The organism is Nocardioides alpinus (assembly GCF_900112035.1).
Lineage (GTDB): Bacteria > Actinomycetota > Actinomycetes > Propionibacteriales > Nocardioidaceae > Nocardioides > Nocardioides alpinus.
On sequence record NZ_FOKC01000005.1, the window covers coordinates 136,260 to 149,204 of the forward strand.

The following is a 12,945-nucleotide window of genomic DNA, read 5'->3' on the forward strand; positions in this document are numbered from 1 at the left end:
GACGGTAGGTCCTCACGTGCACGTGAGGTCAATCAGAGGGCGAAGCCGGCCGGCCCGTCGGAATATCCCGGCCGCCGCGGACGCTGGGCCCACAGTGACTGCACTCTCCGTCCTCGACCTCGTGCCCGTCCGCAGCGACCAGACCACCGGCGACGCCATCGCGGCCTCGCGCCGGTTGGCGCAGGCCGCCGACGACCTGGGCTACCGCCGCTACTGGGTGGCCGAGCACCACAACATGCCGGCCGTCGCCGCGACCAACCCGCCGGTCCTGATCGCGATGCTTGCCGCCGCGACGTCCCGGATCAAGGTCGGCTCGGGCGGCGTCATGCTCCCCAACCACGCCCCGCTCGTCGTCGCCGAGCAGTTCGCGCTGCTCGAGGCGGCCTTCCCGGGCCGCATCGACCTCGGCATCGGCCGCGCGCCCGGCACGGACCCGCTGACGAGGTACGTCCTGCGCGGCAGCAACGCCGAGTCGGCCGACGAGGCCGTCACCAAGTTCCCGGAGTACGTCGACGACATCCGCACCTTGATGACGACCGATGGCGTCGAGCTGCAGATCGGGCCGCGCCGCCAGCCGCTGCGCGCGACGCCGGCCGCCACCTCGATCGCCGACATGTGGCTGCTCGGGTCCTCGGACTACTCCGCGCGGCTCGCTGCGGAGAAGGGCCTGCCGTACGTCTTCGCGCACCACTTCTCCGGCGAGGGGACCGGCGTGGCGCTCGACCTCTACCGGTCGTCGTACAGGCCGTCACCGGAGTACCCGGAGCCGCGGACCTTCCTCACCGTCAACGCCGTCGTCGCCGAGACCGAGGAGGAGGCGCGTCGCCAGGTGCTGCCCAACGTCCAGCAGATGATCGCGCTTCGCACGGGCGCGCCGCTGCACCCCCAGCGGCTCCTCGAGGAGGCCGAGGCGGTCGAGATGACGCCGGAGCAGCGTGCCTTCGGGCACGCCATGGCCGGTCGCTGGATCGTCGGCTCGGCCGACCAGGCCCGGGTGCAGCTCGACGAGCTGGCGACGACGTACGGCGTCGACGAGGTGATGATCCACCCCGTGGCCGGCGCCACGGCGGGCACCGACGTCACGACCTCGCCGAACCGCGAGACCACGCTGCGGCTGCTGGCGGCCTGAGCTCGGACCCTCAGTGGCGTTCTTCGAGGCCGACGGCTTCGCGGAGGTCGTCGACCGCCTCGCGGAGGTCGGGGTCCTCGGACACGCGGGACTCCATCAGCGCGGCCAGCGCCTCGGCGATCACGTTGAGCTTCTCCTGCATCGCCTCGTTGTGGCGCCGACCGGCGTTCTCGAGCAGCACCAGGAGCAGGAGCGACAGGACCCCGCCGAAGGTGTGGATCGCGAGCTCCCACTTCGTGGTGCTCTTCCACAGCGGATAGCTGGCCGCCCAGAGGACGACCACGGCCACCATCAGGGCGAAGAACGGCGGGCGGCTGATCAGCTTGGTCGAGACCTCGACGAACTTCTCGAACGGGTCCAGCCCGTCGTTCTTCTCACGGCTCTCGGCCGCATCGGTGCGCTCCATGGTCGGAATGTAGCGGTGCCGGGGGCCGAGTAGGGTGCGGGCCATGATCCAGTGGGAATACCAGGTGGCGCCGATTCCGCTCCACAACGAAGCGCTCATGCTCAACAACTTCGGCCAGGACGGCTGGGAGCTGGTGGCCATCCACACCAACGCCCAGGGCGGTCTCGTGGCCTTCCTCAAGAAGCAGAAGGCCTGACGTGGGAGCCGAGGCGCGGCTCGCCGAGCTGGGCATCACGATCCCCGAGGTCGTCCCGCCGCTCGCCGCCTACCAGCCCACCGCCCGCAGCGGCAACCTCGTCTTCACCGCCGGCCAGCTGCCGGCCCGTGACGGCGAGATGCTCGCCATCGGCAAGCTCGGCGGCGAGGTCACCGAGGAGCAGGGCTACGCGTGCGCCCGCCAGTGCGCGCTCAACGCGCTCGCCGCGGTGAAGGCCGAGATCGGCTCGCTCGACGACATCAAGCGGGTCGTCAAGGTCGTCGTCTTCGTCGCCTCGACCCCCGACTTCACCGGTCAGCCCAAGGTCGCCAACGGTGCGTCGGAGCTGCTCGGCGAGGTCTTCGGCGAGGCCGGCAAGCACGCACGCTCGGCCGTCGGCGTCGCGGCGCTCCCGCTCGACGTGCCCGTCGAGGTCGAGATCATCGTCGAGATCTGACCGTGCAGCGCCTCCCGCTTCCCGAGGCCCTCGTCGCGCACGCGCAGGCGTACGCCGCCGGTGACGCGCCGGCCGCCGAGCCGCGCGACGCCGCGACCGTGGTGCTGCTGCGGCCCGGCGCCGACGGCTCCGAGGTCTACCTCCTGCGCCGGCAGACCTCGATGGCCTTCGCCGGCGGGATGTGCGTCTTCCCCGGCGGCGGGGTCGACCCGCGCGACTTCGACGACGAGCTCGTCGACCGCGGGCTGTGGTCCGGCCCGTCCCCGGCCGAGTGGGCCGAGCGGCTGGGGTGCGACGAGCCGAAGGCCCGCGCGCTGGTGTGCGCGGCGGTCAGGGAGACCTTCGAGGAGTCGGGCGTCCTGCTCGCCGGCGCGAGCGCCGACGAGGTCGTCGCCGACACGACGGGCGAGGACTGGGAGGCCGACCGGGTCGCGCTCGAGACGCGCGAGCTGTCGCTGACCGCCTTCCTCGAGAACCGTTCACTCGTCCTCCGCACCGACCTCCTCGGCGCCTGGTCGGGCTGGCTGACCCCGGTCTTCGAGCCGCGGCGCTACCGCACCTGGTTCTTCGTGGCCCGGCTCCCGGAGGGCCAGGTCACCCGCGACGTCTCGACCGAGTCGTCGTCCGTGACGTGGTCGGGCGCGCTCGAGGCCGTCGAGCAGGTCGAGGCCGAGCAGATCATGATGATGCCGCCGACCTGGCTCACCTGCCTCGACGTCGCGCAGCACGCCGACCCCGACGCCGTGCTGGTCGAGGCGCAGGGACGTCGGGTCGAGATGTTCATGCCCGAGGTGGTCGCCGACGGCGACGCCTACATCCTCTCGACACCGCCGGCCTACGCCGCGCTGATGGCTGCACGATGACCGATGCGGGGTGGTCCGGAGGTTCCTTCGGCGACACCGGCACCTGCGTGCTGGCGCCCAACGCCGACATCATGACCCTCGACGGCACCAACACCTGGGTGCTCCGCGACGCGGCGTCGTCCCGGTCGGTCGTGGTCGACCCCGGACCCTCGATCGCGTCCCACCTCGACGCCATCGACGTCGCTGCCGGTGACGTCGCCGTGGTGCTGCTGACCCACCACCACGCCGACCACAGCGAGGCCGCGCGGGAGTACGCCGAGCGGCACGGGTGCGGCGTACGCGCCCTCGATCCCGCGCACCGCCTCGGCTCCGAGGGGCTGGGGGACGGCGACGTGGTGGCCTTCGGCGACCTCGAGGTGCACGTCGTGGCGACACCCGGCCACACCGCCGACTCGCTGTCCTTCGTCGTCCCGCAGGACCGCGCGGTGCTCACCGGCGACACCGTCCTCGGTCGCGGCACCACCGTCGTCGCGCACCCGGACGGCCAGCTCGGCGCCTACCTCTCCTCGCTCGAGCGGCTCCACGCCCTCTGCGGCGAGCAGGGCATCACCTCCGTCTGGCCGGGGCACGGGCCGGTCATCGACGACGCCCTCGGCGCCCTCGACTTCTACCTCGCCCACCGCCAGCAGCGGCTCGGCCAGGTCCGCGAGGCGCTGCGCGACCTCCACGCGATCGAGCGAGAGGGCGGGTCCTTCCCGCACGAGACCCTGCCGCGCGCGATCGTCGAGGTCGTCTACGCCGACGTGGACCCGGTGCTCTGGGGCGCCGCCGAGCTGTCGGTGCGTGCCCAGCTGGCCTACCTCACCGAGCGCTGATCCCGCCCTCCACGGAGGGGCTTGCGCGACGTGACCGGCGGGAGTGGAGTGGGGGCATGACCGACTCTCCCCTGGACCAGCTGTCGCGCGCGCTCGACCAGGCAGGTCGCGCCCTCGACGCCGTCAACGACGACAACCTCGACAACCCCACGCCGTGCTCGGACTGGACGGTCCGGCAGCTGGCCGCTCACGTCGCCACCGGGCCGGGCACGTGGGCGAGGATGGCGCAGGGCCAGGAGGTCGACTGGAGTGCCATCCCCGAGGTGCCGGACGGTGAGCTTGCGCAGACCTTCCGGGCCGGCGCCGACGAGCTGCTCGCGGCGATGCAGCAGCTCCCCGCCGACCAGCAGCGAGGCGTGGGCTTCCAGGTGGCGGAGTACGCCGCCCACTCGTGGGACCTCGTCCGCGGCACGGGCGCCGACCTCGCGCTCGACGACGCGCTCGCCGAGACGGGCCTGGCGGCGATGCAGCAGGGGCTGACCGGGGAGAACCGCACGGGTGCCTTCGGCTCCGAGGTCGCGGTGCCGGCCGACGCCGGGGCGTACGAGCGGCTCGTCGCCTTCTCCGGTCGCGACCCGCGGGCCTGAGCCCGTCGTCGTACGGACCCAACGGCCGCGCGTCTGCGGTCGCTGAGCGTGGCGGCCGGCCGGCACAGGGCGTTGGGTCCGTACGACGACGCGCGTCTACGGGAGGAACCGCCGCCAGAGCCAGCGCAGCCCCATCAGCACGGCGATGGCTGCCGCCACGCCCAAGCCGATCATCCAGGAGATGTCGCGCTCGTCGACCGGGCTCGCGCTGAAGTCGTGGGTCAGCTCCTGCGCGGAGGTGCCGTCGAGGTCGGGGATGAGGTCGACGGCGAGGCTGAGGCTCGACGACGTCGGGACGTCACGCACGAGGATCCGGTAGGTCCACTCCGACTCGGGTCGGTCCGGCGAGGTGAGGAGGACGAGGTGCTCGCCCTCGACGTAGCTGCCGGCAGGAGCATCGACCTGCGCCACGAGCAGGGAGTTGTCGGCCCAGCCGATCGGGGTGACCACGGCGCCGTCGGGGTAGAGGTCGGCGGGCAGGTCCCGCGACGGGTCGCTGCCGGTGGACGTCTCGAAGGGGACGGCGGCCACCGGCTCGTCGTCGAGGGGGTACGGCGCGCTGATGCCACCGCCGGGTGCAGTGACGCCCGTCAGGGCAGACGTGCTGCTGTCGCCGGTCTCGGGGTCGATCGTCCAGGCCTCGACCGGAGGCTGGATGTTCTCGGCGGTGGAGCGCCCGTAGAGGTCGACGGCCAGCTGGCCGTCAGCGGTCCAGGACATCGCGCGCGGGGTCCCGGTTCCTGACGGCGTGTCCACGAGCTCGGCCTCGCCGGTCGTCAGGTCGACCACCCGGTACCAGGCGGTGGTGAAGGTCTGCCGGCCCGGCTCACGCTCCATCCCGCTCGTGGCGGGGTAGGCGATCCGCCGTCCGTCCGGTGACACCGCGAGCAACGGCCCGGTCAGGTGGTCGCCCATGAGCTCGAGGACGTTCTGCTCCGGGAAGTCCGGCAGCTCGACGCGGTTCGCCTCTCCCGTCTCGGCATCCACCAGCACGGGCACCCCGGCGGCGTCGACGTACGCCACGGACGCGCGGCCGATCGCGAGATCGGTGAGCGGCTGCCCGTCCCCCTCGGGGATCACGCTCGGGATGGCTCCCTCGCGGGCGACGCCGCCGGCGGGCCCGACCGGGTCCGGACGGACGGCGATCGCGCCCGCAGAGACGACCACGCCCACGACTGCCACCGCGGCAGCAGCGCGTACGACGCGCGATCGCCGTCGCGCTCGCCGACCGCGGTCCCAGGCGGACGGGTCGGGGGAGAAGGACTGGGTCTCGGCGAGGGCGGAGAGCTCCTCGCGCAGGTCTGTGTGTGAGGGGCTGGTCATGAGTCTGCTCCCACCAGGTCGGCGAGCTCGGGGGCGAGGACACGCAACCGGCGCAGGGCCTGGCGCGACATGGACTTGACCGCGCCGCTGGAGATCCCCAGCGCGGCGGCCGTCTGGACCTCGGTGAGGTCCTCGAAGTAGCGGAGCGCGAGCACGGTGCGCTGACGCGGAGTCAGCCGGCGCAGCGCCTCGTCGAGGGTGAGCCGCAGCGTCGGGTCCGCGGCCGGCGCGGGGGCGTCGTACGACGCCAGTGGCGACTCGGCGAGCTTGCGACGGCGCCACCAGGAGATGTTCTGGTGGTACATCGTGCGGCGTACGTAGGCCTCCGGCGAGACCTCGATGCGCTCCCAGTGACGGGCCGCCTGGACGAGCGCGGCCTGCACGAGGTCCTCGGCGAGATGGTGGTCACCGGTGAGCAGGTACGCCGTGCGCGCCAGTGCGGCGCCACGTGCGTGGACGAACTCGTCGAACCCGGATCGATCGATCATCGTGCACCCCCTTCGCCTTGTACGACGCAGGGGAGTGCGGTGCCGGGGTCCAGGTGGGCCGAACTATTTCTGGGACGGTGCAGGATCAGCGCGCGCGGCGCGAGAGTCGCTCGAGGTCCATGATCACCACGGAGCGGGGCTCCAGGCGCAGCCAGCCGCGCGAGGCGAAGTCGGCGAGCGCCTTGTTGACGGTCTCGCGGGAGGCGCCGACCAGCTGGGCGAGCTCCTCCTGCGTGAGGTCGTGGTGGACGTGGACGCCGTCGTCGGCGGTGCGACCGAAGCGGTCGGCCAGGTCGAGCAGCGCCTTGGCGACGCGACCGGGGACGTCGGAGAAGACGAGGTCGGCGACGACGTCGTTGGACTTGCGGAGGCGACCGGCGAGCTGCGAGAGCAGGCCGCGGGCGACCATCGGGCGGCCGTCGAGCCACTTGAGGAGGTCCTCGTGGGACAGCGAGGCGAAGGTGGCGTCGGTGACCGCGGTGACGGTGGCCGAGCGCGGGCCCGGGTCGAAGAGCGAGAGCTCGCCGAACATCTGGCCGGGGCCCATGATGGCGAGGAGGTTCTCGCGGCCGTCGGACGCGGAGCGGCCGAGCTTCACCTTGCCCTCGGTGACGACGTACAGCTTGTCGCCGGAGTCACCCTCGTGGAAGAGGACGTCGCCGCGCCGGAGCGTGGTCTCCGCCATGGAGCCGCCCAGGGCGGTGGCCGCCTCGTCGTCGAGCGAGCTGAACAGCGGTGCCTGCCGAAGCACGTCGTTGTCCACGTCATTCCTCCATGTCGGTGCGCCCCGTGCCATGCCCGTTGCCGAGTCCTCGGGATCGGGCACGATCCTAGCCGTGCTCTGGGTCACAAGGGCCACTCCGGGCGGATGCGGGGCGGTTCGCGCCGCGTCCGGGAGCGCCGAAGGGGTGTCGGAGGCGGACCGTAGGCTGGGACGGTGCCTGCCCCGACCGCGATCGCCAAGCCCGACACGACCCTGGTCCGCCGGGCGCGCCGGATGGACCGGATCCTCGCCGAGACCTATCCCGACGCCAAGGCCGAGCTCGACTTCACCAACGCCTTCGAGTGCCTCGTCGTCACCGTCATCTCCGCGCAGACGACCGACCGCCGGGTCAATGCCGCCAGCCCCGCGCTGTTCGCGGCCTACCCCACGCCCCAGGCGATGGCCGCCGCGCCGCGCGAGCACATGGAGCAGCTGCTCGGGCCGCTCGGCTTCTTCCGCGCCAAGACCGACTCGCTGCTCAAGCTGAGCCAGGCGCTCGTCGAGGCCTACGACGGCCAGGTGCCGGCGCGCCTCGAGGACCTCGTGACCCTGCCCGGCGTCGGCCGCAAGACCGCCAACGTCGTGCTCGGCAACGCCTTCGACAAGCCCGGCATCACCGTCGACACCCACTTCGGCCGGCTGGCCCGCCGCTTCGGCTGGACCGAGGAGACCGACCCGGTGAAGGTCGAGCACGCCGTCGGCGCGCTCTTCCCCAAGCGCGACTGGACGATGCTGTCGCACCACCTCATCTGGCACGGCCGGCGCCGCTGCCACGCCAAGAAGCCTGCCTGCGGCGCCTGCCCGCTCGCCAGGCTGTGCCCGTCGTTCGGCGCCGGGCCGACCGACCCGATCGAGGCCGAGAAGCTCGTCACCACGCAGGGACCCGCATGAGGAAGGCGCTCCTGCTCGCCGTGGTGCTGGTGACCTTCGGAGCGCTCTACGCCGTCTGGTCCTACGACGACGGCGGCGGCATCGACGTACGCCCTCCGGACGTCGAGGTCGACACCCCGGCGCTGCGCGAGGCCAAGGCGCGCATCGGGATGGAGGACTGTGCGCCCGGCGACGGCGAGCCGGTCGAGGGCGGGCTGCCCGAGCTGACGCTGCCCTGCCTCGGCGGTGGCACCGACGTCGAGCTGTCCTCGCTGCGGGGGCCGATGGTCATCAACCTGTGGGCGTCGTGGTGCGGCCCGTGCGAGGAGGAGATGCCTGTGCTGCAGGCCTTCCACGAGCAGTACGCCGACCGGGTCGCCGTCCTCGGTGTCGACAACCAGGACGTCTACCCGGGCCGCGCCCTCGCGCTGGCGGAGAGGACGGGTGCCACCTATCCCTCGCTCGTCGACGTCGGTGGGGAGGTCCTGTCCGAGGAGGCTTTCGCCGTGGCACGACGCGGGCTGCCTGCCTTCGTCTTCATCGACGAGGAAGGAAAGGTGGTCGGCTCCACCAACGCCAGCGGTGGCGTCGAGTCGATCGACCAGCTCGAGGACCTCGTCGCCGACTATCTCGGGATCGAGCTGTGATCGAGTCGGGGGCCGCGCTGCCCGGCTGGTTGGCGCCCGTCGTCGAGGCGGCGTCGTCCATCACCGTCGACGAGCTCACCCGCTTCCAGCCGCCGGAGGGCTCCGGTGCGCGGCGCGGGGCGGTGCTGATGGTCTTCGCCGACCGGCACGACGGGCCCGCGCCCGACGACCTCGCCCACCGCGGCGAGCTGCTGCTCACCGAGCGCGCCCACCACATGCGGTCCCACCCGGGGCAGGTGTCGTTCCCGGGCGGGTCGCTCGACGAGGGGGAGACCCCGCGCGAGGGCGCGTTGCGCGAGGCGTACGAGGAGATCGGGCTCGAGCCCTCCGAGGTCGAGGTCTTCGGTGAGCTGCCGGAGCTGTGGCTGCCGCCGAGCAACTTCGCGGTCACGCCGATCCTGGGCTACTGGCGCGACCCGGGCGAGGTGCGCATCGAGAGCCCCGACGAGGTGCACGCCATCCACCACGTCGCGATCGCCGAGCTGCTCGACCCCCAGCACCGGATCAACGTCCGCCACCCCAGCGGGTGGACGGGCCCCGGGTTCCTCATCGGGCCCGACAAGGACGTCATCCTGTGGGGCTTCACGGCCGGCATCATCGCCCGGCTCTTCGGCTACCTCGGGTGGGACGAGGACTGGGCCCAGCAAAGCGGTGGGGCGCGCGTGCGTGACCTGCCCGACCACATGCTGCAAGGTGTCCCCAGCGGCACCGACCTGGCGCCCAACACCAAGCTCGAGGAGTAGTCGGATGAACGTCCTCGACTGGTGCCTCGTCGCACTCGTGGGGATCTATGCCCTTTCGGGCTACTGGCAGGGATTCATCACCGGCGCCTTCGCCACGGCGGGCCTGCTGATCGGTGGCCTGCTCGGCATCTGGGCCGCCCCGACCGCGCTCGGCGACGCGGCACCCTCCCTGTGGGTCTCGCTCGGCGCGCTCTTCATCGTCATCATCTCGGCGTCGCTGGGCCAGGCGCTGTTCCAGTACGTCGGCTCGCGGATCCGTGCGCGGATCACCTGGCAGCCGATCCGGGCGGTCGACGCCATCGGCGGATCCGCCCTCAGCGCGGTCGCCGTACTGCTGGTGGCGTGGGCGCTCGGTGTCGCGGTGTCGGGCACCCGCATCGGCGCGATCACCCCGCTGGTGCGGGACTCGACGATCCTGGCGAAGGTCGACGAGACCCTGCCGGCCGACTCCGGCACGGTGCTGCAGACCTTCAACAACGTCGTCGGCACGACCTTCTTCCCGCGCTACCTCGAGCCGTTCGCGCCCGAGCGGATCGTCGCGGTGGAGCCCGGCGACCCGCGGATGCTCACCGACCCCGACGTGGTCGCCGCCCAGGTCAGCGTCGTCAAGGTCAGGGGCGCCAACGGCTGCGGCGGCGGCGTCGAGGGCACGGGCTTCTTCTACGCACCCGGTCGGCTGATGACCAACGCCCACGTGGTCGCCGGCGTCACCCGCCCCGAGGTGGAGGTGGGCGGCTCGACCGTCGTCGCGTCGGTCGTGCTCTACGACGCCGACCTCGACATCGCCGTGCTCGCGCTGCCCGACGTCGGCACTCCGCACCTGGCCCTCGACACGACCGCGCAGCCGGGCGACGACGTCGCCGCCGTCGGCTATCCCGAGGACGGCCCGTACGACGTCCAGGCCGGCCGGATCCGCTCGCAGCAGCGGCTGCGCTCGCCCGACATCTACGGCGAGGGCACGGTCATCCGGCAGGTCTTCTCGCTGCGCGCGCTGATCCGCCCCGGCAACTCCGGCGGCCCGATCCTCACCTCCGGTGGCGACGTCGCCGGGATGGTCTTCGCCGCCTCGGTCAGCGACCGCGAGACCGGCTACGCGTTGACCGCCAACCAGGTCTCGGAGTCCGCGGCGCTCGGCGTGACCAGCGGATCACCGGTCGACACCGGCACCTGCGTGCGCTGAACGGCGTACTTCGCCGGGGGCGGAGCGAGCCCGAGGCTCAGCCGTTGCCCTTGAGCGCCGCGGGGATCTGCTTGCCCTGCTTGATCGCCTTCTCCGGCGCCTTGACCTGCTTGACCTGCTTGAGGCCGACGAAGGCGAGGAGGCCGGCGATCAGGAGGTAGAGCGCGAACACGATCAGGAACGCCCAGTGCAGGTCGAGGCCGTCGCCGTTCCAGTGGATGAAGTAGGCGAGCGAGACCGACAGCATGATGATCGCCAGCAGGCCGAGGAACGCGGCCGCGCCGAAGAGGCCGATGCCGACCCCGCCGTGCTTGACGCTGACCTTGATCTCGCTCTTGGCGAGCTCGATCTCCTTGGAGATGAGGGTCGAGATGTCCCGCTGCGCGTCCATGACGAGCTTGCCGAGCGTCGGATCGCCATCCTGGACATCGTGGCGGGCCTTGATCGGTTCGTTGGCCATCGGGAGCGGTCCTTCGGTGTACGCCGGTGAGCTGACGGCAGCGACCTTATCAACGTGATCCCCTAGACTGACCTCTCAGGTGAGCCGGGAAGTCTGGTCGGCCCGTGGACACGTCTGCGGTGATGTCGCTACGACCACCCCGAAAGGTGTGCCACCGCATGGCTTCACGATCGAAGAACCCCCACGACGACCCGCGCAACAACGGGGGCGACGACCTCTGGGAGTCCGGACCGTCCTACATCGCGAGCAACAAGCCGCTCGCCCGACTGGTCGCGCGTCCGGTGCGCGAGTTCCTGCGCGTCGAGGCCGCGGGCTCGCTCCTGCTGCTGCTCGCCGCGGCGGTCGCGCTGCTGTGGGCCAACAGCCCGTGGGCGGAGTCGTACGACGCGCTCTGGCACACCCACCTCGTCCTCGACGTCGGACCGCTGCACCTCGACGAGTCGCTGCAGCACTGGGTCAACGACGCCCTGATGGTGATCTTCTTCTTCGTCGTCGGCCTCGAGATCAAGTACGAGCTGGTCAACGGCGACCTGCGTGATCCCAAGACGGCGGCTCTGCCGATCATCGCGGCGGTCGGCGGGATGGTCGTGCCGGCCGGTCTCTACCTCGCGCTCAACCCGCCCGGCAGCGCCGGCGGCGACGGCTGGGGGATCCCGATGGCCACCGACATCGCCTTCGCGGTCGGCGTGCTCGGCATCCTCGGGCGCCGGATCCCGTCGGCGGCGCGGCTGTTCCTGCTGACGCTGGCGATCGTCGACGACATCGGCGCGATCCTGGTGATCGCCGTCTTCTACACCGCCGACCTCTCGCTGGTCTGGCTCGCGATCGCGTTCGCCCTGCTCGGCGCGATGGTCGTGGCCCGGCTGCTCCGGGTCTGGACGGTCGTCGTCTACGCGATCCTCGGCGTGGGTGTCTGGTTCGCGCTGCTCGAGTCGGGGGTGCACGCCACCCTCGCCGGTGTCGCGATCGGCCTGCTCGCCCCGGCCACCCCGCTCCTCAAGGAGGAGGTCGCCCGCCGCCACGCCCGGGCCGCGCTGCGCGACAACGTCCTCGACCCCGACGAGCTGGCGCGGCAGCGCTTCCTGCTCAAGGAGTCGGTGTCGGTGGTCGAGCGCCTGCAGAGCACGCTGCACCCGGTGTCGGCGTACGTCGTGCTCCCCGTCTTCGCGCTCGCCAACGCGGGCGTCGAGCTCGGCGCGATCGGCAAGGTCTTCACCGAGCCCGTCGGGCTGGGCATCATCCTGGGGCTCGTCGTCGGCAAGCCCGTCGGCATCCTCGCCGCCTCGTTCCTGGCCGTACGCCTCGGGCTCGGCCGGCTGCCCGACCACACCACCTGGCCGATGGTCCTCGGGCTCGGCGCGGTCGGCGGCATCGGCTTCACCGTCTCGATCTTCATCGCCGGGTTGTCCTTCCCGGGCTCCGACCTGCTGACGGAGGAGGCGAAGATCGCGATCCTGCTGGCGTCGCTGTTCGCCGCGGTCGTGGGCGTCGTGCTGCTGCTCGCCGCGACGCGCGCGTCCGAGGACACGGCCGAGGAGTCGGCCGACGCGGCACAGCCCTTGGGGTGACGAGTACACAAGACACATGGCTCTCATCAGCAGCTCCGGCTTCGCACACGTCCGCCTGACCGTGACCGACATCGCGCGCTCGAAGGAGTTCTACGACCGGGTCTTCGGGTGGCCGACCGCGGTCGACAACTCGGCCCGCGCCGACGAGCCCGGTGTGCGCGACTCCGCCGAGGAGTTCTTCGGCGGTGCGGTCTACCAGACCCCGCAGGGCACCCTCTTCGGTCTCCGGCCCGTCGGGTCGACCGGCTTCGACGCCGACACCACCGGTCTCGACCACGTCAGCTTCGCCGTGGACTCGCGCGACGACCTCGAGGCGGCCCGGGTCGCGCTCGGCGAGGCCGGCATCGCGCACGGTGAGGTCCTCGACCTCGCGGACGCCGGCATCGCGATCCTGTCGTTCCAGGACCCCGACGACATCAACATCGAGCTGACCGCGCCGCTCGGCTGAGC

Annotated in this window: 17 protein-coding genes; 12 read left to right on the plus strand and 5 right to left on the minus strand. The window is 71.9% G+C overall.

Annotation, left to right across the window (positions count from 1 at the left end):
* The first annotated feature begins 94 nt into the window (after window positions 1-94).
* Window positions 95-1,129 carry an LLM class flavin-dependent oxidoreductase gene (locus BM127_RS12145; RefSeq protein WP_231263430.1) on the plus strand — a complete coding sequence of 345 codons (1,035 nt, stop codon included), beginning with the start codon at window positions 95-97 and terminating at the stop codon, window positions 1,127-1,129.
* Window positions 1,130-1,139: 10 nt separating this feature from the next.
* Here BM127_RS12145 and BM127_RS12150 read toward each other — a convergent pair whose 3' ends face one another.
* Window positions 1,140-1,535, minus strand: coding sequence for a low affinity iron permease family protein (locus BM127_RS12150; protein WP_091199183.1), 396 nt, complete (start codon window positions 1,533-1,535; stop codon window positions 1,140-1,142).
* Window positions 1,536-1,578: 43 nt separating this feature from the next.
* Here BM127_RS12150 and BM127_RS22275 point away from each other — a divergent pair, with 43 nt between their 5' ends.
* Genes BM127_RS22275 through BM127_RS12170 form a run of 5 tightly spaced genes read left to right on the plus strand, consistent with a single transcriptional unit; the run spans window position 1,579 to window position 4,453 of the window.
* Complete coding sequence (locus BM127_RS22275) at window positions 1,579-1,731, plus strand: Sp36 family protein (protein WP_175507386.1); 153 nt, start codon at window positions 1,579-1,581, stop codon at window positions 1,729-1,731.
* 1 nt (window position 1,732) lies between these two features.
* Window positions 1,733-2,188, plus strand: a complete 456-nt coding sequence (locus BM127_RS12155; RefSeq protein ID WP_091198938.1) for a RidA family protein — start codon at window positions 1,733-1,735, stop codon at window positions 2,186-2,188.
* 2 nt (window positions 2,189-2,190) lie between these two features.
* Complete coding sequence (locus BM127_RS12160) at window positions 2,191-3,051, plus strand: NUDIX hydrolase (RefSeq protein ID WP_231263429.1); 861 nt, start codon at window positions 2,191-2,193, stop codon at window positions 3,049-3,051.
* On the plus strand, window positions 3,048-3,866 hold the full coding sequence (locus BM127_RS12165) for an MBL fold metallo-hydrolase (RefSeq protein WP_091198939.1): 819 nt from the start codon (window positions 3,048-3,050) through the stop codon (window positions 3,864-3,866). Before BM127_RS12160 ends, BM127_RS12165 begins: the two co-directional genes overlap by 4 nt.
* Window positions 3,867-3,922: 56 nt before the next feature.
* A complete protein-coding gene (locus BM127_RS12170) occupies window positions 3,923-4,453 on the plus strand; it encodes a TIGR03086 family metal-binding protein (protein WP_091198940.1) in 531 nt (176 codons plus the stop codon).
* Between the two features lie 96 nt (window positions 4,454-4,549).
* Here the strand turns inward: BM127_RS12170 and BM127_RS12175 are convergent, their stop codons facing one another.
* The 3 genes from BM127_RS12175 to BM127_RS12185 form a co-directional block, all read right to left on the minus strand.
* Entirely contained in the window at window positions 4,550-5,776 is a 1,227-nt protein-coding gene (locus BM127_RS12175; RefSeq protein WP_091198941.1) for a hypothetical protein, read from the minus strand.
* Window positions 5,773-6,264: a SigE family RNA polymerase sigma factor gene (locus BM127_RS12180; RefSeq protein ID WP_091198942.1), complete on the minus strand. Its 492-nt coding sequence runs from the start codon at window positions 6,262-6,264 to the stop codon at window positions 5,773-5,775. The genes BM127_RS12175 and BM127_RS12180 overlap by 4 nt, the downstream gene beginning before the upstream one ends.
* 85 nt (window positions 6,265-6,349) lie before the next feature.
* Window positions 6,350-7,027 (minus strand): Crp/Fnr family transcriptional regulator, encoded by a 678-nt coding sequence (locus tag BM127_RS12185; protein WP_091198943.1) that lies wholly within the window; start codon window positions 7,025-7,027, stop codon window positions 6,350-6,352.
* Between the two features lie 234 nt (window positions 7,028-7,261).
* Between BM127_RS12185 and nth the strand changes: the two genes are divergently transcribed.
* The 4 genes from nth to BM127_RS12205 are packed head-to-tail and all read left to right on the plus strand — an operon-like array spanning window position 7,262 to window position 10,467.
* On the plus strand, window positions 7,262-7,918 hold the full coding sequence (gene nth / locus BM127_RS12190) for an endonuclease III (RefSeq protein ID WP_091199187.1): 657 nt from the start codon (window positions 7,262-7,264) through the stop codon (window positions 7,916-7,918).
* Window positions 7,915-8,544 (plus strand): TlpA family protein disulfide reductase, encoded by a 630-nt coding sequence (locus BM127_RS12195; RefSeq protein WP_091198944.1) that lies wholly within the window; start codon window positions 7,915-7,917, stop codon window positions 8,542-8,544. Before nth ends, BM127_RS12195 begins: the two co-directional genes overlap by 4 nt.
* The gene (locus BM127_RS12200; protein WP_091198945.1) at window positions 8,541-9,287 is read left to right on the plus strand and encodes an NUDIX hydrolase; all 747 of its coding nucleotides are present in this window, start codon (window positions 8,541-8,543) and stop codon (window positions 9,285-9,287) included. The genes BM127_RS12195 and BM127_RS12200 overlap by 4 nt, the downstream gene beginning before the upstream one ends.
* Window positions 9,288-9,291: 4 nt before the next feature.
* The gene (locus BM127_RS12205; protein ID WP_091198946.1) at window positions 9,292-10,467 is read left to right on the plus strand and encodes a MarP family serine protease; all 1,176 of its coding nucleotides are present in this window, start codon (window positions 9,292-9,294) and stop codon (window positions 10,465-10,467) included.
* A gap of 37 nt (window positions 10,468-10,504) precedes the next feature.
* On the opposite strand, the gene BM127_RS12210 is transcribed toward BM127_RS12205, so the two are convergent.
* Window positions 10,505-10,927, minus strand: a complete 423-nt coding sequence (locus tag BM127_RS12210) for a phage holin family protein (RefSeq protein WP_091198947.1) — start codon at window positions 10,925-10,927, stop codon at window positions 10,505-10,507.
* 158 nt (window positions 10,928-11,085) lie between these two features.
* Here BM127_RS12210 and nhaA point away from each other — a divergent pair, with 158 nt between their 5' ends.
* Together nhaA and BM127_RS12220 are read left to right on the plus strand one after the other, a co-directional pair.
* Window positions 11,086-12,495: a Na+/H+ antiporter NhaA gene (gene nhaA / locus BM127_RS12215; protein WP_091198948.1), complete on the plus strand. Its 1,410-nt coding sequence runs from the start codon at window positions 11,086-11,088 to the stop codon at window positions 12,493-12,495.
* A gap of 16 nt (window positions 12,496-12,511) precedes the next feature.
* Window positions 12,512-12,943, plus strand: a complete 432-nt coding sequence (locus BM127_RS12220; protein WP_091198949.1) for a VOC family protein — start codon at window positions 12,512-12,514, stop codon at window positions 12,941-12,943.
* Window positions 12,944-12,945 lie beyond the last annotated feature (2 nt).